The organism is Nocardioides limicola (assembly GCF_016827675.1).
GTDB classification, from domain to species: domain Bacteria; phylum Actinomycetota; class Actinomycetes; order Propionibacteriales; family Nocardioidaceae; genus Nocardioides; species Nocardioides limicola.
In genome coordinates this window covers 151,769-169,709 of sequence record NZ_JAERJA010000001.1, presented here as the reverse complement: position 1 = coordinate 169,709, position 17,941 = coordinate 151,769, and the positions used below count along the sequence as shown (strand labels likewise).

22 protein-coding genes are annotated in these 17,941 nt (G+C 69.4%); 8 read left to right on the top strand and 14 right to left on the bottom strand.

What is annotated here, in order from left to right; translation table 11 throughout:
* Positions 1-17: 17 nt before the first annotated feature.
* From JKG67_RS00840 to ctaC, 4 genes are all read right to left on the bottom strand, one after another.
* Positions 18-812, bottom strand: coding sequence for an HAD family hydrolase (locus tag JKG67_RS00840; protein ID WP_203335369.1), 795 nt, complete (start codon positions 810-812; stop codon positions 18-20).
* 204 nt (positions 813-1,016) lie between these two features.
* Entirely contained in the window at positions 1,017-1,415 is a 399-nt protein-coding gene (locus JKG67_RS00835; protein ID WP_203335368.1) for a cytochrome c oxidase subunit 4, read from the bottom strand.
* Positions 1,415-3,169 (bottom strand): aa3-type cytochrome oxidase subunit I, encoded by a 1,755-nt coding sequence (gene ctaD / locus JKG67_RS00830; RefSeq protein WP_203335367.1) that lies wholly within the window; start codon positions 3,167-3,169, stop codon positions 1,415-1,417. The genes JKG67_RS00835 and ctaD overlap by 1 nt, the downstream gene beginning before the upstream one ends.
* Entirely contained in the window at positions 3,169-3,987 is an 819-nt protein-coding gene (ctaC, locus tag JKG67_RS00825; protein WP_307816359.1) for an aa3-type cytochrome oxidase subunit II, read from the bottom strand. Before ctaC ends, ctaD begins: the two co-directional genes overlap by 1 nt.
* Before the next feature lie 156 nt (positions 3,988-4,143).
* On the opposite strand from ctaC, the gene JKG67_RS00820 reads away from it, so the two are divergent.
* Together JKG67_RS00820 and JKG67_RS00815 are read left to right on the top strand one after the other, a co-directional pair.
* A complete protein-coding gene (locus tag JKG67_RS00820) occupies positions 4,144-5,289 on the top strand; it encodes an aminotransferase class V-fold PLP-dependent enzyme (protein WP_203335366.1) in 1,146 nt (381 codons plus the stop codon).
* Positions 5,289-5,528 (top strand): sulfurtransferase TusA family protein, encoded by a 240-nt coding sequence (locus tag JKG67_RS00815; protein ID WP_203335365.1) that lies wholly within the window; start codon positions 5,289-5,291, stop codon positions 5,526-5,528. The genes JKG67_RS00820 and JKG67_RS00815 overlap by 1 nt, the downstream gene beginning before the upstream one ends.
* A gap of 7 nt (positions 5,529-5,535) precedes the next feature.
* Here JKG67_RS00815 and JKG67_RS00810 read toward each other — a convergent pair whose 3' ends face one another.
* The gene (locus JKG67_RS00810; protein ID WP_203335364.1) at positions 5,536-6,522 is read right to left on the bottom strand and encodes a carbohydrate kinase family protein; all 987 of its coding nucleotides are present in this window, start codon (positions 6,520-6,522) and stop codon (positions 5,536-5,538) included.
* 85 nt (positions 6,523-6,607) lie between these two features.
* Here JKG67_RS00810 and JKG67_RS00805 point away from each other — a divergent pair, with 85 nt between their 5' ends.
* The gene (locus tag JKG67_RS00805) at positions 6,608-6,850 is read left to right on the top strand and encodes a hypothetical protein (protein WP_203335363.1); all 243 of its coding nucleotides are present in this window, start codon (positions 6,608-6,610) and stop codon (positions 6,848-6,850) included.
* A gap of 106 nt (positions 6,851-6,956) precedes the next feature.
* Here JKG67_RS00805 and JKG67_RS00800 read toward each other — a convergent pair whose 3' ends face one another.
* The 4 genes from JKG67_RS00800 to JKG67_RS00785 form a co-directional block, all read right to left on the bottom strand.
* Positions 6,957-7,373 carry a HesB/IscA family protein gene (locus tag JKG67_RS00800; protein ID WP_238997766.1) on the bottom strand — a complete coding sequence of 139 codons (417 nt, stop codon included), beginning with the start codon at positions 7,371-7,373 and terminating at the stop codon, positions 6,957-6,959.
* A gap of 91 nt (positions 7,374-7,464) precedes the next feature.
* Positions 7,465-8,550, bottom strand: coding sequence for a glycerate kinase family protein (locus JKG67_RS00795; protein ID WP_203335362.1), 1,086 nt, complete (start codon positions 8,548-8,550; stop codon positions 7,465-7,467).
* Between the two features lie 4 nt (positions 8,551-8,554).
* Positions 8,555-9,361 (bottom strand): ABC transporter permease, encoded by an 807-nt coding sequence (locus JKG67_RS00790; protein ID WP_203335361.1) that lies wholly within the window; start codon positions 9,359-9,361, stop codon positions 8,555-8,557.
* On the bottom strand, positions 9,358-10,329 hold the full coding sequence (locus tag JKG67_RS00785) for an ATP-binding cassette domain-containing protein (RefSeq protein ID WP_203335360.1): 972 nt from the start codon (positions 10,327-10,329) through the stop codon (positions 9,358-9,360). The genes JKG67_RS00790 and JKG67_RS00785 overlap by 4 nt, the downstream gene beginning before the upstream one ends.
* A gap of 200 nt (positions 10,330-10,529) precedes the next feature.
* Here JKG67_RS00785 and JKG67_RS00780 point away from each other — a divergent pair, with 200 nt between their 5' ends.
* Genes JKG67_RS00780 through JKG67_RS00770 form a run of 3 tightly spaced genes read left to right on the top strand, consistent with a single transcriptional unit; the run spans position 10,530 to position 12,932 of the window.
* The gene (locus tag JKG67_RS00780) at positions 10,530-11,372 is read left to right on the top strand and encodes a GNAT family N-acetyltransferase (RefSeq protein ID WP_307816358.1); all 843 of its coding nucleotides are present in this window, start codon (positions 10,530-10,532) and stop codon (positions 11,370-11,372) included.
* Between the two features lie 25 nt (positions 11,373-11,397).
* Positions 11,398-12,576: a quinolinate synthase NadA gene (nadA, locus tag JKG67_RS00775; RefSeq protein WP_203335359.1), complete on the top strand. Its 1,179-nt coding sequence runs from the start codon at positions 11,398-11,400 to the stop codon at positions 12,574-12,576.
* 8 nt (positions 12,577-12,584) lie between these two features.
* Positions 12,585-12,932 (top strand): zinc ribbon domain-containing protein YjdM, encoded by a 348-nt coding sequence (locus JKG67_RS00770; protein ID WP_203335358.1) that lies wholly within the window; start codon positions 12,585-12,587, stop codon positions 12,930-12,932.
* Positions 12,933-12,952: 20 nt separating this feature from the next.
* On the opposite strand, the gene pspAB is transcribed toward JKG67_RS00770, so the two are convergent.
* From pspAB to JKG67_RS00750, 4 genes are read right to left on the bottom strand one after another with little or no spacing between them, the layout of a single operon-like run.
* Positions 12,953-13,546, bottom strand: a complete 594-nt coding sequence (pspAB, locus tag JKG67_RS00765) for a PspA-associated protein PspAB (protein WP_203335357.1) — start codon at positions 13,544-13,546, stop codon at positions 12,953-12,955.
* Position 13,547: 1 nt separating this feature from the next.
* Positions 13,548-14,462 carry a zinc metalloprotease HtpX gene (gene htpX / locus JKG67_RS00760; protein ID WP_275403245.1) on the bottom strand — a complete coding sequence of 305 codons (915 nt, stop codon included), beginning with the start codon at positions 14,460-14,462 and terminating at the stop codon, positions 13,548-13,550.
* Positions 14,463-14,490: 28 nt separating this feature from the next.
* Positions 14,491-14,769, bottom strand: a complete 279-nt coding sequence (gene pspAA, locus JKG67_RS00755; RefSeq protein WP_203335355.1) for a PspA-associated protein PspAA — start codon at positions 14,767-14,769, stop codon at positions 14,491-14,493.
* Complete coding sequence (locus JKG67_RS00750; protein ID WP_203335354.1) at positions 14,766-15,545, bottom strand: PspA/IM30 family protein; 780 nt, start codon at positions 15,543-15,545, stop codon at positions 14,766-14,768. The genes pspAA and JKG67_RS00750 overlap by 4 nt, the downstream gene beginning before the upstream one ends.
* A 173-nt stretch (positions 15,546-15,718) precedes the next feature.
* On the opposite strand from JKG67_RS00750, the gene JKG67_RS00745 reads away from it, so the two are divergent.
* Entirely contained in the window at positions 15,719-16,318 is a 600-nt protein-coding gene (locus JKG67_RS00745; RefSeq protein WP_203335353.1) for a DUF3043 domain-containing protein, read from the top strand.
* Complete coding sequence (locus JKG67_RS00740; protein WP_307816357.1) at positions 16,305-16,883, top strand: GNAT family N-acetyltransferase; 579 nt, start codon at positions 16,305-16,307, stop codon at positions 16,881-16,883. Before JKG67_RS00745 ends, JKG67_RS00740 begins: the two co-directional genes overlap by 14 nt.
* 6 nt (positions 16,884-16,889) lie before the next feature.
* Here the strand turns inward: JKG67_RS00740 and JKG67_RS00735 are convergent, their stop codons facing one another.
* Positions 16,890-17,915: an Atu2307/SP_0267 family LLM class monooxygenase gene (locus JKG67_RS00735; protein WP_203335351.1), complete on the bottom strand. Its 1,026-nt coding sequence runs from the start codon at positions 17,913-17,915 to the stop codon at positions 16,890-16,892.
* Positions 17,916-17,941: the final 26 nt, after the last annotated feature.

The window sequence follows — 17,941 nt, the reverse complement described above, 5'->3', positions numbered from 1 at the left end:
GGTGGTGCCTGGCCCGCTCAGTCGCCGGATCCAGGACGGGTGGGACTCCCGGTGCCGGTCGGCACCGGGGCATCGAGGCGCAGCGGATGCTCCTCGACGAAGCGTGCGGGATCATCGGCCCAGCCGACGATCCCCGGGTAGAGCTGAGGCAGGGTGGCCGCGCGCAGGTGCGCCGGGCCCGCGCCTCGCCCCATCGGGTCGACGTACGCCGTGGTGCAGCCCAGCGCCAGGGCCGGCTCCAGGTCGTTGGCCCAGATGTCGCCGACGCTCAACAGGTGACCGGGCCTGCCGCCCAGGCCGTGCTCGTCGAGCAGGTCGGCCAGGAGTTGCCCGAAGCTCGGCGGCTTGTTGGCCGAGGTGACGATGCGGTCGAAGGAACCGGTGAGCCCGAGGTGGTCGAGCATCGCTGCGAGCCCGGTGTCGGGCGAGTTGGTGACCAGCACCCGGGTCACGTCGAGCTCGTTGAGCAGGCCGACCAGTCCGGGTGGGGCCGTCAGGTCGCCGGGCTCACGGCCCAGCAGGGCTCTACTGGCCACGTACGCCGCGTCCAGCACCCGCTGACTGATCCCCCGGTCCCGAGCCAGCAGGGCGACCGCCTGGTAGCCGTCCTGGGCGGAGGCGAGCTCGGGGCAGCAGTGCGGGTCCGCAAGGAAGTCTGCGACCCGGAGGCTCAGGCCGGCCGCGTCGTCGGCGCGCTGCTCGACCTCGCGGGCATAGACGCGCACGGGCGCGTGCCCCACGGCGACGGTGCCATCGAAGTCCCAGACCACCAGTGGCCTGGACGTCCCCCCATGCAACTCGGATACGTGCACGAGCCCATGCTTGCAAAAGAATTGCGTGAGCGCCAGCGTTGCCGGCAAGGTTCACGAAGTCGTGACACTGAGTTCACGAAGGGCGCCGCACGAACCCGAAATGGCCGAGAGCCCGGTGCCCACAGTAGGACACCAGGCTCTCGAATACCAGAGCTGCAAGCGCGGCAGCGCGGCGCCGCAGGCGACGCGCTCGCGCCATCCAACCTAGTGCGCGAATTCTCCGCGGTAGTACTCGAAGATCCAGCCGCACAGCGCCAGCAGGCCGAGGACGCCGCCGATCAGCAGCAGCCACCACATGCCCATGGCGACGGCGAGCGTGCAGACAGCCATCGTCAGCGCGCACCACAGCGGCCACCAGGAGTAAGGCGGGAAGAAGCCCAGCTCGCCGGCTCCGTCGGCGATCTCGCCGTCAAGCCGGTCCTCGGGCCGCGGCTCCATCTGGGAGGCGTGGAAGCCCAGGTAGAGGGCCACCATGACGGCGAGCAGCGTGGACATGACCAGCGCCGAGGTGCCGGTCGGGTCACCGGTGATGAACCAGTAGGCGGGGGTGACCAGGGCGAAGAAGACCCCGGTGATCACGAAGATCCAGGCTTCAGCCTTCATCACTTCTCCTCGGTCTCGTCGGTGCGTTCGTTCAGGAGCTCCTCGCGGCCCTCCATCGAGGGCGCGTCGGCGAGACGTCCCTCACGCGCGGCGTCGTTCTCCTCGAGATCGAGCGCGGCGATCTCGGGGTGGTGCAGGTCGAACGCCGGCGACTCGGAGCGGATCCGCGGGATGGAGTGGAAGTTGTGCCGCGGCGGCGGGCAGCTGGTGGCCCACTCCAGGGAGCGGCCCCAACCCCACGGGTCATCCACGCCGACCAGCGGGTTCTTCCTCGACACGTAGACGTTGTAGAGGAACGGCAGGGTGGAGGCACCGAGCACGAACGCGCCGATCGTGGAGATCTGGTTCAGCAAGGTGAACCCGTCGTCGGGCAGGTAGTCGGCGTACCGGCGCGGCATGCCGATGACACCGAGCCAGTGCTGCACCAGGAAGGTGGTGTGGAAGCCGACGAAGAGCAGCCAGAAGTGCAGCTTGCCCAGGCGCTCGTCGAGCATCCGGCCGGTCATCTTCGGCCACCAGAAGTAGAAGCCGGCGAACATCGCGAACACCACGGTGCCGAAGACCACGTAGTGGAAGTGCGCCACCACGAAGTAGGAGTCGGAGACGTGGAAGTCCAGCGGCGGGCTGGCCAGGATGATGCCGGTCAGACCACCGAAGAGGAAGGTGGTCAGGAAGCCGATCGTCCACAGCATGGGCGTGTCGAACGAGACCGACCCGCCCCACATGGTGCCGATCCAGTTGAAGAACTTCACTCCGGTGGGCACCGCGATCAGGAATGTCATTCCGGAGAAGAACGGCAGGTTCACCGCGCCGGTGACGAACATGTGGTGCGCCCACACGGCGATCGAGAGCAGCGCGATGCCCATGGTGGCGCCGACCAGGCCGACGTACCCGAAGATCGGCTTGCGGCTGAACACCGGCAGGATCTCGGTGACGATGCCGAAGAATGGCAACGCGATGATGTAGACCTCTGGGTGCCCGAAGAACCAGAACAGGTGTTGCCAGAGGATCGGGCCGCCGTGCGCCGCGTCGAAGACGTGCGCTCCGAGGAGTCGATCCGCCTCCAGGCTCAGCAGCGCGCCACCGAGGATCGGGAACGCGATCAGCACCAGCAGCGAGGTGATCAGCGCGTTCCACACGAAGATCGGCATCCGGAACATGGTCATGCCCGGCGCCCGCATGCAGATGATGGTGGTGATGAAGTTGACGGCACCCAGGATGGTGCCGATACCGGCCATCCACAGACCCATGATCCACAGGTCACCACCGATGCCCGGCGAACGCACCGCGTCCGAGAGCGGGGTGTAGGCGAACCAGCCGAAGGAGGCCGCGCCCTGCGGGGTGAGGAAGCCGCCGGCGGCGATCAGGCCACCGAACAGGAACAGCCAGTAGCTGAACATGTTCAGGCGCGGGAACGCCACGTCCGGCGAGCCGATCTGCAGCGGCATCAGCACGTTCGCGAACCCGAAGAACAGTGGCGTCGCGAAGAGCAGCAGCATGATCGTGCCGTGCATGGTGAAGAGCTGGTTGTACAGCTCGTCGTGCACGACCTGCTGACCCGGGAACGCGAGCTCGGAGCGGATCAGCATCGCCATCACGCCGCCGACCAGGAACCACACGAAGGAGGTGACCAGGTACATCTTGCCGATCAGCTTGTGATCGGTGGTGGTCAGCAGCCGCACCACCTGGGTGCCGAGGCTGGGCTTCTCGGGCCCGGCGTGAAGCTCATCGCCCGGGGCGATCACCGCAGTCATCAGTGGTCTCCGTTCGTGTTGAGGCCGGCCTGGGTGCGGGCGTCCGAGCCGCCGAGCAGCGGCGTGTCGGAGAAGTTGCCCAAGTCGTAGAGGCTCTGCAGGTAGGCGTCGTACTCGGCCCGGCTGACGACGTTGACGTCGAACAGCATCCGGGAGTGGTAGGTGCCACAGAGTTCGGCGCACTTGCCCTTGAAGGTGCCCTCGACATTGGGGGTGACCTGGAAGGAGTTCACCCGGCCGGGGACCACATCCATCTTCATCAGGAAGCCGACGACCCAGAAGCTGTGGATCACGTCGGGGCTGTGCAGGTTGAAGTGGACGGTCTCGTCCTTGGGCAGCCACAGGGTGGGGATCTGCGAGGCGGTGCCGGCCGCGTAGACGACCGGGGCGTCGACCGCGTCCTCGTCCATGTAGTTGAAGGTCCACGACCACTGCTGGCCGACGACCTCCACCGTCACGTCGGGGTCATCGACCTCGGCGAGCACCACGTTCTGCACCGTCACGGTCCAGTAGAAGAAGACGATCACCATCATGATCGGGGCGATCGTGTAGAAGATCTCCAGCGGCAGGTTGTAGCGCGTCTGCACCGGGACGTCCTCGTCGCTGCGGCGGCGGTAGCGCCAGATGACCCAGAAGATCAGGGCCCAGACAACGGCGCCGGTGGCCATCGCGGCCCACCAGGACCAGCGCCACAGTTCGTAGATGTGCGGCCCCTGCTCGGTCGCCGGGTCGGGCATCGCCCAGCCGAAGTTGACGACGTCGTCGACGGAGCACGCCCCGAGGACAAGCACGGCGGAGCCCAGCAGGGCACCGAGCACGAGGCGGCGGACTACCCGAACACGCAGGCGTGGCCTAGCCACGGGGAGGTGCTGACCCACGAACGAGCCTCTCTCTTGGTGGAGCACGGTCACGGCTGAACATTACTGGACATCGGGCCCGCACGTGGCGGAGGGTCACGCGGTAGTTTCGACCATGTGACAAATGCCTCCGTGCCACTGGACTCGGCATCCGCCGAACCGTTGCATCCCCAGGCCCGGGAGACACTGCTGGCCGCGCTGGATGCCGGGTACGCCGATCCGCGTCGTCTGCACCACGACGGACGGCGCGCCCGGCTGCTGCTCGACAACGCCCGGGAAGCGGTCGCCGGCGCCCTCGATGTGCGTCCCGACGAGGTCACCTTCACCGGCTCGGGCACCGATGCGGTGCATCGGGGGCTGCTCGGCCTGCTCGGCCCACGACTGCGGCACGGCACCGCGATCGCGCACGGCGCGGTGGAGCACTCCTCGGTGCTGCACGCCGCTGCGTGGGCGTCCCGGACCTGGCCGCAGGTGTCGGTCGCCTCGCTGCCCGTCGACCGGCTGGGCCGCCTCGACCTGGCGGCGGCTCCGGAGTTGCTGACCTCGCCGCCGGCGGTGATCGCCGTCCAGTCGGCCAACCACGAGGTGGGCACCCGGCAGCCGGTGGCCGAGGCGGCCGCACTCACCGACGCGCCGCTCTTCATGGATGCGTGCGCCTCTGCGGGCCGGGAGCCACTCCCCCAGGGCTGGGCGGCCGCGGCTCTGTCCGCGCACAAGTGGGGTGGACCAGCCGGAGTCGGCGTCCTGCTCGTGCGCCGCGGCACCCGGTGGCGCAACCCGTTCCCCGCCGATGACCGGATCGACGAGCGGGGGGTCGGCTTCGAGAACGTCCCCGGCGCCCTCGCCGCCGCGGCGGCGCTGCAGGCGGTGGTCGCGGAGCGGGAGGAGGTCGGAGTCCGACAGCGGTCGTTGATCGAGTGGGTCCGGCGTCGGGTCGTCGAGACCGTCCCGGACGTCGAGGTGGTCGGCGATCAGGACGACCGGCTCCCGCACCTGGTCACCTTCTCCTGCCTCTATGTCGACGGCGAGGCGCTGGTGCACGAACTCGACGCCGCCGGGTACGGCGTGGCCAGTGGGTCGGCGTGCACCGCGTCCACGCTGGAGCCCTCGCACGTGCTGGCCGCGATGGGGGTGCTGACCCACGGCAACATCCGCCTGTCGCTGGCCCGGGACACCAGCCAGGCGCAGGTGGAGGGCTTCCTCACCGCACTGCCGGGTGTGGTCGCCGGGATCCGCGGCCGGCTCGGGATCGGGGAGGCGTGATGGCCGACGACATCGCCCTGGAGTTGGACTGCACCGACCTGCGCTGCCCGCTGCCGGTGATCGAACTGGGCCGCCGGATCAGCGACGTCGAGGTGGGGCACCTGATCGCGGTGGTCACCGCCGACCCGGCGGCACGGATCGACGTGCCGGCCTGGTGCCGGATGCGCGCTCAGGAGTACGTCGGTGAGGACGCGACCGCGGCGGGGGTCGCCCGCTACGTCGTACGCCGTCTGGTCTGAGCCGGGCTCACTCAGGGAGGTGGGCCAGCAGCGGGCCGATCTCGGCGACCGCCTCCGCACCGTAGGCCTGCTCCAGGCGAGCCAGCATCGACGAACGGGACAGTGAGTACTCCTGGGTGCCCACGCACTCGACCACGTAGGCAGCGATCAGGCAACCCAGCTGGCAGGCCCGGGTGTGGTCCAGACCCCACGAGACCGCCGCCAGGAAGCCACCGCGGAACGCGTCGCCGACACCGGTCGGCTCCACCGCGGTGACGTCGGAGAGCGCCGACACCTCGATCTGTTCGCCGTTCTCGGAGTCGACGCGGACGCCCTTGGCTCCCAGGGTGACCACCCAGGTGCCGACCCGGGAACGCACCTCGTCCTCGGTCCAGCCGGTCTTGGAGGTGATCAGGGCGGCCTCGTACTCGTTGGAGAAGAGGATGTCCGCGCCGTCGATCAGCTTGCGGATCAGGGCTCCGTCGCCGAACGCGAGCTGCTGCGAGGGGTCGGCCACGAACGGGTAGCCGCGCTGGCGGCACTCCTCGGTGTGCCGGAGCATGCCGTCGGGGTCGTTCGCGCCGATCAGCACGTAGGTGGGTGCCCCGACCCGGTCCACGATCGGCTTGAGCTCGATCTCCCGGGCCTCGCTCATCGCGCCCGCATAGAAGGAGGCGATCTGGGCCATCGCCGAGTCGCTGGTGCAGACGAACCGGGCGGTGTGCCGGGTCTCGGAGACGTGCACCGACTCACAGTCGACGCCGTGACGCTCCAGCCAGGAGCGGTACTCGACGAAGTCCTCGCCCACGGCGCCGATCAGCACCGGGCTCAGGCCGAGGTTGCCCAGTCCGAAGCAGATGTTGGCGGCGACTCCACCCCGGCGCACCTCGAGGTCTTCGACCAGGAAGGAGACCGAAAGCTTGTCCAACTGGTCCACGACCAGCGAGTCGGCGAACTTGCCGGGGAACGACATCAGGTGGTCAGTGGCGATGGATCCAGTGATCAGCAGCGACATGCGGAGCACCCTACTGTGACGGCGCGGGAAGACTACTGTGCGGTACAACTTGGGCTACCCCACGGTAATCCCTAGCGTGGGCGACATGACCCAGATGTTTCCTTCGTCGCCACTGTCCGACGACGACCGCGCCGCGCTGCGCGAGATGCACCAGGACTGTGTTGCGGTGGCCTCGAACATGAACCTGGTGAAGGCGGAGCGGGCTGCGGTGCGCCCGGCTCCCTCGATCCACTTCGAGGACTTCCCCCGCGAGGTGTCGAAGCGCAGCATCACCATCGACGAGGCGACCGCCCGGCTGGCGTCCGCCCTGAAGTTCCACCTGGACTGATCTCCCTCCCCCTTCCTCGTCCGTGGAACAGCACAGCCCCCACCGATTCATCGGTGGGGGCTGTGTGATGTCTGGCCCTGTGATGTCTGGCTGGTGAGCCGCCTGCTCAGTGGAAGCTGTCACCACAGGCGCAGGAGCCGGTGGCGTTGGGGTTGTCGATGGTGAACCCCTGCTTCTCGATGGTGTCGACGAAGTCGATGACCGCACCGTTGAGGTAGGGCACGCTCATCCGGTCGACGACCACGGTGACCCCATCGAAGTCGGTCGTCACGTCGCCGTCGAGGGTGCGCTCGTCGAAGAAGAGCTGGTAGCGCAGGCCGGAGCAGCCGCCGGGCTGCACCGAGATCCGGAGCGCGAGGTCGTCACGTCCCTCCTGGTCCAGCAGGCTCTTCACCTTGGCGCCCGCCACCGGGCTCAGGTTGATCTGGTCCGCACGGGTCTCGAAGGACACCGGGGCGGCCACGGTCGTGGTTCCCGCAGGGGCGTCGTGGGAGTGCCCACCGCCGCAGCACTGGTCGCTCATGCTCTCTCCATTGCTCGAGTCATCGTTCAACAGTCCCAATGGTCGCACACCGCGGGTTATTCCCAAGAGTCGCTGGAGACCCGCGGCCGTCTCAGTGCGACCAGGTGCGGGCCACCCGGGCGGCCAGGTCGGCCAGCGCGCCGTGCGGATCGCTCATCGACCGCTCCTCCCCCACCAGGTCGACCATCGCGTAGGCGGACTCGATGCCCAACGCACGCATCTCCCGCGAGCCGACCAGCACCCGCCCGGCCAGCGCCACACACGGCCGCAGCCGGTCGGCGGCGACCTTGGCGACGCCGTAGGGCACCTTGCCCGACCGGCTGGAGAAGTCGAAGGCACCCTCGCCGGTGAGCACCAGGTCGGCGTCTCCGGCCCGATCGGCCAATCCGACGGCATCGGCGACCAGGTCCACCCCGGCGCGCCGCTCGGCCCCGAGCAGCAGCAGCGCGAAGCCGAGGCCGCCGGCGGCACCGGCTCCCGGCTCCAGTGAGGTACGTCGGTCGGTGCGGACCGCGAACGCCTCCAGGACGGCGTCCACGGCTGGCAGGCGCTCCTCGGCCAGGCCCTTCTGCGGGCCGTAGGTGCGGGTGGCTCCGAAGAGACCGGTGAGCGGGTTGTCGACGTCGGAGGCGGCCACCAGTCGTACGCCGGCCGCCCACTCCCGGGCCGCGCTCAGATCGATCCCGGCCAGCGTCTCGAGCCCACGAACCCCGCCGGTCAGGGCGGCGGCCGGGCTGCTGGTGGCGCCGAGCGCGGCCAGCAGCCCGGCTCCACCGTCATTGCTGCCGGAGCCGCCGAGGCCGACGTGGATCTCGGTGGCGCCGGCGTCGCGGGCGGCGAGCATCAGTTCGCCGACGCCGACGGTGCTGGCGGTCTCGACGTCGGCGACCAGGTGTCGGCCGCAGGCCTGGGCACTCTCCACCCAGGCCTGCGAGCCACGGATCAGCACGGTGGCCGGCACCGGGGCGCCGTGCGGGCCGGTCACCGTGACGCTGAGCAGGTCGCCGCCCAGCGCCGCGTGCAGCACGTCGACGAACCCGGGTCCGCCGTCCGACATCGGCACCTGGACGATCTCGTCGTCCGGCGCGGTGCGTGACCAACCCGTGGCGATCGCCTCGGCGGCCTCGACCGCGGTCAGGGTGCCGGCGTACTTGTCCGGCGCGACCAGGATCCGCACCGGTTCAGCGGCTGCTGGCGAGCCGGTACTGACGCACCGACAGCGGGACGAAGACGACCAGGATCAGTGCCACCCAGATCAGCGTGTAGAGCACCGGGTGCTGCATCGACCACACGTCCGGGGTGGGCACCATCGCGCTGGTGTTGCCGAAGAGTTCCCGGACCGCCTGGGTGAGCGCGGAGACCGGATTCCACTCCACGAACGTGCGCAGCCCGGTCGGGAACGACTCCAGCGGCACGAAGGCGTTGGAGACGAAGGTGAGCGGCATGATCACGATGAACGACGCGTTGTTGATCACCTCGACGCTCGGCACCATCAGCCCCACCCAGGCCATCACCCAGCTGATCGCGAAGGCGAAGAGCAGCAGCAGCGCGAACGCGGCCAGTGCGTCCACGACGCCCTCGCGCATCCGCCAGCCGACCAGCAGGCCGGTCAGCGCCATGATGATCAGCGAGAGCACGTTGTAGACGACGTCGGAGACCGTCCGCCCCCACAGCACCGCACTGCTGGACATCGGCAGCGACCGGAACCGGTCGATGATCCCCTTCTGCATGTCCTCGGCGATCCCGGCGCCGGTGAAGGTGGCGCCGAAGACCACCGTCTGGGCGAAGATGCCGCCGATCAGGAACTCCCGGTAGTTCAACCCCGGTCCGGCGTCGATCGCGCCGCCGAAGACGAAGGCGAAGAGCAGCACGAACATGATCGGGCTGATCAGCACGAAGACCAGGATCTCCGGCACCCGCTTGATCTTGATCAGGTTGCGCTGGGCGATCACCACGGAGTCGTTGAAGGTCTTGGTCAGCGTGGTCATCGGGCCACCTCCACGGCGTCGTTCTCGGTCGTCTGCTCGGCCGCGTGGCCGGTGAGGGTCAGGAACACATCATCGAGTGTCGGTCGGCGCAGCCCGATATCGAGCAGGCGCACCCCGGCGGCATCGAGGGCGCGGAGCACGGCCATCAGCGACTGGGCGCCGGCGTTGACGCTGGCCACCACCTCGCGGCCGGTCACGCTCACGTCGGTGCCGACCGCGTCGGCGACGAGTTCGCGGGCCTTGTCGCCGTCGGCCTCGTCGGCGACGGTGAGATGGATCCGCTCGCCGCCGACCTGGAGCTTGAGCTCATCGGCAGTGCCCCGGGCGATGGCTCGGCCGTGGTCGATGACCACGATCTCGTCGGCCAACTGGTCGGCCTCTTCGAGGTACTGGGTGGTCAGCAGCAGCGTGGTGCCCTGAGCCACCAGGTCCCGGATCACATCCCACATCTGCAGCCGGCTGCGCGGGTCGAGGCCGGTGGTGGGTTCGTCGAGCACCAGGACGGCCGGCGAGGCGACCAGTGCGCCGGCCAGGTCCAGGCGCCGGCGCATGCCGCCGGAGTAGGTCTTGGAGGGGCGATGCGCAGCCTCGGTGAGGTCGAACCGCTCGAGCAGTTCGGTGGCGCGCTCCTTGGCGATCTTGCGGCCGAGCCCGTAGAGGCGACCCACCATCTCCAGGTTCTCGAACCCGGTCAGGTGCTCGTCGACGGCCGCGTACTGCCCGGAGAGCCCGATCCGACGGCGTACCTCCTGGGGGTCCTTGGCCACGTCGACACCGGCCACGGTGGCGGTGCCGGAGTCGGCGAGCAGCAGCGTGGTGAGGATGCGGACGGCGGTGGTCTTGCCGGCGCCGTTGGGGCCGAGCAGGCCCAGCACGGTGCCCTCGGCCACGGTGAGATCGAGTCCGTCGAGGGCCCGCGTCTCGCCATAGTGCTTGACCAGGCCCTCGGCCCGGATCATGTCGGTCATGGTGGTCCTTCCCCGCGATGAATCGGAATGCTTGTATTCCGAATTGGAATAGTAGCGAACTGGCCAAGGACCGCGCATCCGGATTGGTCCCGGCCTCGTCCGCCCACGACAGCCTGTCGCCCAAACAGGACAGGACCTGTCCGCTGACTGCCGATCTCTGCGCTGACTGGCGGGGTGGCTGTCCGGTTAGGGTCGACGACGTGACCGTCACGCCGTTGATCCGCCCAATGGTGCCCGACGACGTGACCGCAGCCGAAGACCTCAGCGGTGAGGCGTTCGGAGACCATCGCCCGGTCGCCCGCGCCACCGCCTGGATCGCCCGCACCGAGCACCTGCTCCGCACCGACCCCGGGGGCTGCTGGGTCGCCGAGCAGGACCAGCGGCTGCTCGGGTTCGCGACCTCCCTGGTCCGGGAGACCACCTGGATCCTGGCGTCGTACGCCGTGCTGCCGACGGCCCAGGGCCAGGGCCTCGGTCGGGGACTGCTGGAGGCCGCGCTGCAGCACGGTCGTGCCTGCCTGCACGGCATGCTCTGCGCCTCCGACGACCCCAGGGCGCTGCGCCGCTACCGGGCAGCCGGCTTCGACCTGCATCCGCAGATGCGGCTGTCCGGACGCCTCGACCGCTCCTCGATCCCACCGCTGGACAAGGTCCGCGAGGGCGTCGAGGCTGACCTGGACCTGATGGACTCGGTCGACCGCGGGGTGCGCGGCGCCGGCCACGGCGTCGACCATCACCTGTTGACCCGGCAGTTGCCGCTGCTGGTCTCCGACACCTCCACCGGCTCGGGCTATGTGTACGTCGATCCCGCCGCGGGTCCGCGACTGCTGGCCGCCACCAACCGGCGTACCGCCACCCGGCTGCTGTGGGCCGGCCTGGCCCTGTGTCAGGACCAGGTGCTGATCGAGAACGTCAGCTCCGCCAACCAGTGGGCGCTCGACGTGGGCCTGACTGCGCGCCTGGAGTTGGGCCACCAGGGCTACCTCGCGGTGCGCGGCGTACGGCCCCCCACGCCCTACCTCCCCCACGGCTCGTTCCTCTGACCCAGCCGCCACCTAGGATGGCCCCATGACCACCGTGGACCTGCCGTTGCTCCCGCTGGGCCGGGGCACCGACCTCGACACCGAGCGGGGTGTCGAGTGCCCCGGCGACCTGCCGCCGGCCTCGGACCCGAACCTCGTCGAGCGGGCGCGGGTGGCCAAGGAGAAGCTCGGGGAGCGGCTGTTCATCCTCGGCCACCACTACCAGCGTGACGAGGTCATCCAGTTCGCCGACGTCACCGGCGACTCCTTCAAACTCGCCCGCGAGGCCGCTGCCCGCCCGGAGGCGGAGTACATCGTCTTCTGCGGCGTGCACTTCATGGCCGAGTCCGCCGACATCCTCACCAGCGACGAGCAGACGGTGATCCTCCCGGACCTGGCCGCCGGCTGCTCGATGGCCGACATGGCCCGACTGGGCCAGGTCGAGGACGCCTGGGACGCGCTCGCCGACGCCGGCGTCGGCGACGTCGTGGTGCCGATCACCTACATGAACTCCTCCGCCGACATCAAGGCGTTCTGCGGCCGGCACGGCGGCGCCGTCTGCACCTCGTCGAACGCCGAGGTGGCGCTGCGCTGGGCCTATGAGCAGCATGGCCCGGACACGAAGGTGCTGTTCTTCCCCGACCAGCACCTGGGCCGCAACACCGCGGTCCTCCAGCTCGGCCTGTCCCTGGACGACTGTGTGGTCTGGAACCCGCTGCTGCCCAACGGAGGGCTCACCACCGAGGAGCTGCGCGCCGCCCGGATCATCCTGTGGAAGGGGCACTGCTCGGTGCATGGCCGTTTCTCGCCCGACGTGATCGACGAACTGCGCGCCAAGGACCCCGAGATCAACATCCTGGTCCACCCCGAGTGCACCCACGAGGTGGTGCTCAAGGCCGACCTGATCGGCTCGACCGAGTTCATCATCGACACCATCCGGAAGGCCCCCGCCGGGTCGTCGTGGGCGATCGGGACCGAGCTGAACCTGGTCAAGCGGCTCGCCCAGGCCCACCCCGACCTGTCCATCTCCTTCCTGGACCGCAACGTCTGCTACTGCTCCACGATGAACCGGATCGACCTGCCGCACCTGGTCCGGACCCTGGAGTCGCTGGTGGCCGGGCAGGTCCTCAACGTGATCGACGTCGACGACGACACCGAGCACTGGGCCAAGGTGGCGCTGGACCGGATGCTCGCGCTGCCCGCCAAAGCGCCGGCCGACGACTGAGGCGCGCGATGACTGAGGCGCTTCCTGCCTGCCCGGTGTGCTCGGGTGAGTTCACCTACGCGATGGGTGAGCTGATGATCTGCCCCGAATGTGGGCACGAGTGGTCGCCGACCGAGTCCGCCGAGGCCGCCGCCGCCGCGACGATCCGGGACGCCAACGGCACTCCGCTGGCCGACGGCGACGACGTGGTGGTGATCAAGGACCTCAAGGTCAAGGGCGGCTCGGGATCGATCAAGGTCGGCACCAAGGTCCGCAACATCCGCCTCGTGGACGGGGTCGGCGACCATGACCTCGACTGCAAGGTCGACGGGTTCGGGCCGATGCAGCTCAAGTCCAGTGTGGTGCGCAAGGCCTGAGGGCCGACCAGTGTGGGCCGTCAGAGGCCGGGCGCGCCCCACAGGGCCAGCCACCGCTGCAGATCCGGCTCCATCGGCAACTCGCCGACCAACTGGTCCCGGACCATCAGCTCGGTCATGTTGTCCCGGATCTCGGCCGCCTGCGGGCCGGCTCCGGGCCGCTTGGGGGCGAACGGATAGAACGTGCCCTGCTTGTACAGATAGACCAGCCCCACCCGGGTGCCGGCCGCGTCCGCGAACGGCACCAGCGAGCACAGCAACGCCGGCCCGAAGCCCTGCTCGGCGAGCAGCACGTTCACCGCATGCAGGTCGGTGCAGAGGCCGGCGACGTCGCTGGGGTCACGGCGTACCACCAGCCAGGTGAAGCCGAACCGGTCCTTGATCTGCTCCACCGACGGCGCCTGCGGGTCGGCGTTGAGCAGGTCGACGATGTCGGCCTGGGCGGTGGCGAAGGCCTGGCCGGCGGCCGCCCGGTAGCAGACCGCCCCGGTGCCGGTGGCCCGCATCCCCAGGGAGGTCTCCAGGGTGATCGCTGCGCTCGGCACCGAGAACAACGCGTCCAGCCGAGGCTTCGGCGGCTCGCGGCGACCCAGGATCGCTGTCCAGAAACCCATCTCAGGACGGGCGACCGAGGTCGGTCTGGATCCGCGCCAACTGCTCCAGCCGCTGCTCGAGCGAGGGATGCGTCGCGCTGAGCGTCTTCAGGGACACCCCGCTGATCGCCGGGGCGATGAAGAACGAGTTCAGCGCAGTGTCACTGCGCAGGTCCCGCTGCGGGATCGTGGAGATCCCGCCGGTGATCTTCTGCAGTGCCGAGCCCAGGGCGGCCGGCTTCATGGTCAGGTACGCCGCAGCCCGGTCCGCACACATCTCCCGGTAGCGCGACAGCAGCCGGATCAGCACGAAGCTGACCGCATAGACCACCACGCTGACCAGCAGCGCGACCAGGATCGCCGGCAACGCGCCGCCGGAGTTCCGGCCGCCGCGCATCACCCCGACGTGGCTGCCGTAGGAGACGCCGCGGGTGAGCATTCCGGCGACGATGCCGGCCGAGGAGGCGAACGTCATCACCAGCACGTCCCGATGGGCCACGTGGGACAGTTCATGCGCCAGCACCCCCTCCAGCTCCTCGGCGTCGAGGATCTGCAGCAGACCCGTCGTCACACAGACCAGTGACCGACTCGGGGAGCGGCCGGTGGCGAACGCGTTCGGCATCTCCATCCGGGCCACGCCGACCCGAGGCTTGGGCATGTCCGCCATCGCACAGAGCCGGTCGATCATGCCGTGCAGCTCCGGCGCCTCCTCAGGAGTCACCTCACGAGCGCCCATCGCCTTCATCGCGACGGTGTCGGAGTTCCACCACTGCCACCAGGCGACGCCGATGCCGATCACGCCGATGATCGGCGCGTACTGCGGCGGCAGCGCGAACATCAGCCCCACCACGAGTACGACGAAGAGCCCGCCGAGCAGGAACATCACCAACGTCATCCGGGCGGTGAGGCCGTGGTCGGTGGCGAATCGGGTCCTCAGCGTGCGTCCTCCATCCGTGGTGGCGACGTCAGCCTGAGATCAGGCCGTCGTCGGTGAGCAGTGCCCGCACCTCGTCGATCGACGCGTCGGCCGGGGGAAGGATCATGTCCGAGGTGTCCAAGGTGTCGTCCGCATGCGGGACGCCCACGGTACGCACTCCCTCCAACAGTGCCTCGAACGCGGTCGCGAACCGCTCCTCGTCGCCGTCGGTGACCGCCTGCTCGACGTCGGAGTCGAGCTGGTCGAGCCGCTTCAGCGCCTCGTCGGAGACGTCGTACTGCCCCTCACCGAGGATCCGGATGATCATGCCTGCTCCTCCTGTCGACGGACGATCTCCTCGTCGGTGGTCTCGGCGGTGGCCGTGGACGCCTCGATCGCCTCCGGGGTGCTGGCGCTCTTGAGCCGCGCCAACTCGGCCTCGACGTCGGCCGCCGAGCTCATCTGCTCCAGCTCCCGGGTGATGTCGTCGCCCCGGTTAAGCGAGGAGACGTCGTCGAGGGCGCCGGAGGCGATCAGCTCGTCGATGGCGCCGGCGCGGGCCTGCATCTGCGCCGTCTTGTCCTCGGCCCGCTGGATGGCCAGGCCGACGTCACCCATCTCTTCGCCGATCCCCGACATCGCCTCGTTGATCCGGGTCTGCGCCTCGGCGGCGGTGTAGGTGGCCTTGATGGTCTCCTTGCGGGTGCGGAACGACTCCACCTTGGCCTGCAGCCGCTGCTGGGCCAGGGTGAGCTTCTCCTCCTCACCGAGCAACTGTGCGTGCTGGGCCTTGAGGTCGCTGATCTGGCCGGCCAGCCCGGACTTGCGGGTCAGCGCCTCGCGAGCGAGATCCTCGCGCTCCATGCTGATCGCCTTCTGGGCCTGCTCGGAGAGCTTGGCCGCCTGCTGCTCGAGCTGGGCGACCTGGAGCTCCACCCGCTTCCGGCTGGTGGCCACGTCGGCCACGCCGCGGCGTACCTTCGCGAGGAGCTCGATCTGGCGCTGATAGCTGTAGTCCAGCGTCTGCCGAGGGTCCTCCATGCGATCGAGGGCGCGGTTGGCCTTCGATCGGAAGATCAGACTGATGCGCTTCATGAGGCTCATGGGGGGTGCGGTCCCTCTCTCGTGGTCCAGCGGGTGGGTCGGACAGCGTGCAGTCACACCCGAAGGGGTGTCCCAGCCCTACCGTACCCGGCGGGTAGGCTTGCCGGGATCCCGTTCCCCCGGTGAAGTCCTGCCGGGCTCCCGTTCCCCGGTGAAGTCAGAGAGCCACTGCGTTGTTTGGTCGCGAGAAGAAGAAGCACGACTCCCCTGCGGTCCCCCCCAAGCCGGGTGGCAAGGGGCGTCCCACGCCGTCGCGCAAGGAGGCCGAGCAGGCGGCTCGACAGCGGGCCAAGGCGCCGCGCAGCCGCAAGGAGATGACTGCCGCCCAGCGACAGGCGGAGAAGTCCAAGCGGGTCTCCTCCAGCCGCGAGATCCGTGAGGGCATGAAGCGCGGCGACGAGCGTTTCCTCGGCCCCCGGGACCGGGGTCCGGTACGCCGGTTCATCCGCGACTTCGTGGACTCCCGCTTCTCGTTCCTCGAGCTGGTGCTGCCGCTGATGATCGTGACCCTGGCGCTTGGCTACTCCGGCAACGCCTACCTGGCGGGGGTCGGCAACAACATCCTGCTCGGCACCGTGCTGCTGATGCTGATCGAGACGCTGATCATGCGGTTCCGCCTCAAGCGCGAGTTGGCGGCGCGGTTCGCCGGCGCCGACGTGGTGATCAAGCGGCCGCTGCTCTATGCGGTGCTGCGGGCCACCCAGCTGCGGTTCATGCGGATGCCCAAGCCGCGGGTCAAGATCGGGCAGCCGTTGCCCGGTGACTACTCCTGATGCTGCCGACTCCGTGGTGACCGCCGACGTCTCGGTGCGGGTGGCGATGGCCACCGACGCCGCCGCGATCGCCCGCGTCCAGGTCGCCGCCTGGCGGCAGATGTACGCCGACCTGATGCCCGCGCCGCTGCTGGACGGCTTGTCCGCCGATGAGCTCACCGGCGTCTGGGAGTCCTCCCTGCACCGGCCCGGCGACGCCCGCAACCGGGTGCTGGTGGCGCTGGCCGGCCCTCACGTTGTCGGCTTCGCGGTCACCGGACCGACGTCGGACCCGGACCGGAGCCCGCTCTCGGACGGCGAGATCGCCGAGTTCCTGGTCGCCCCGACGGCCACCGGTGCCGGTCACGGGTCGCGGCTGCTGCAGGCCGCCGTGGACACGCTGCGCGCCGACCGGTTCAGCCACGCGGTCTGGTGGCTGCGCGCCGACGACGACACTCTTCGGGGCTTCCTGACCTCGGCCGGCTGGGCGCCGGACACCGCCCACCGGGAGCTCGAACTCGCCGCCGAGGGCACGTCGTACCCGGCGGTGCGGGTGCGTCAGGTGCGGCTGCACACGGCGCTGTAGGCGGGCTCAGGCGAGCATGTCCTTGACCAGCGGGACGACCTTGGTGCCATAGAGCTCGATCGATCGCGTCAGGTCGCCGTGCTGGACCCGGCCCTGGTCGTACTTGAGGTCGAACCGGTCCAAGCCCAGCGCACCGACAGTCGCGGCGACCTTGCGGGCCACCGTTTCGGGGGAACCGACATACAGGGCTCCGTCCTCAACCTCACGCTCGAAGTCGCCGGGCCGCGGCGCCGGCCAACCTCGCTCGGCGCCGAGCTTGGTGCGCATGGCCAGCCACCCGTCGTACACCAGCGCCCGAGCCTCCTCGTCGGTGTCGGCGACCAGGCCGGGCGAGTGCACGGCGACCGGTGCAGGGCCGGTCCCGAACTGGTCCTGCGCCCGCTCGAAGAGGTCCACATACGTCGCGAAACGGTCACTCGGGCCCCCGATGATGGCGAGGAAGAGCCCGAACCCGTGGCGAGCGGTGCGCACGACCGACTCCGGGCTGCCACCCACGCCCACCCAGGCGCGGATGCCGGCCGCGGTCTTGGGGAAGACCTCCTGGTCGGTCAGAGCGGCGCGAGTGCTGCCCTGCCAGGTCACCGGCTGCTCCTTCAGCAGCGCGGCCAGCAGTTCGAGCCGCTCCTCGAAGAGCACCTCGTACTGGCTCAGGTCGAAGCCGAACAACGAGAAGGACTCGGTGAACGAACCCCGGCCGGCAACGATCTCGGCGCGGCCGTGGGAGACGGCATCGAGGGTCGAGAAGCGTTCGAAGACGCGCACCGGGTCGTCGGAGCTGAGCACGGTGACCGCGGAGCCCAGTCGGATCGACTCGGTGCGTGACGCGATCGCGGCGAGGACCATCTCCGGGCTGGAGACGGCGAAGTCTCGGCGGTGGTGCTCCCCCACGCCGAAGAAGTCCAGCCCCACCTGGTCGGCCAGGACCGCCTCGTCGACGATGTCGCGGATCACCTCGGCATGGGTCTTCGGAGTGCCGGTGGCGTCCTGGGTGACGCCGCCGAAAGTGTCGAGACCGTACTCCACGTTAGTCATGCACGATTCAACTAACTGCCCGAACG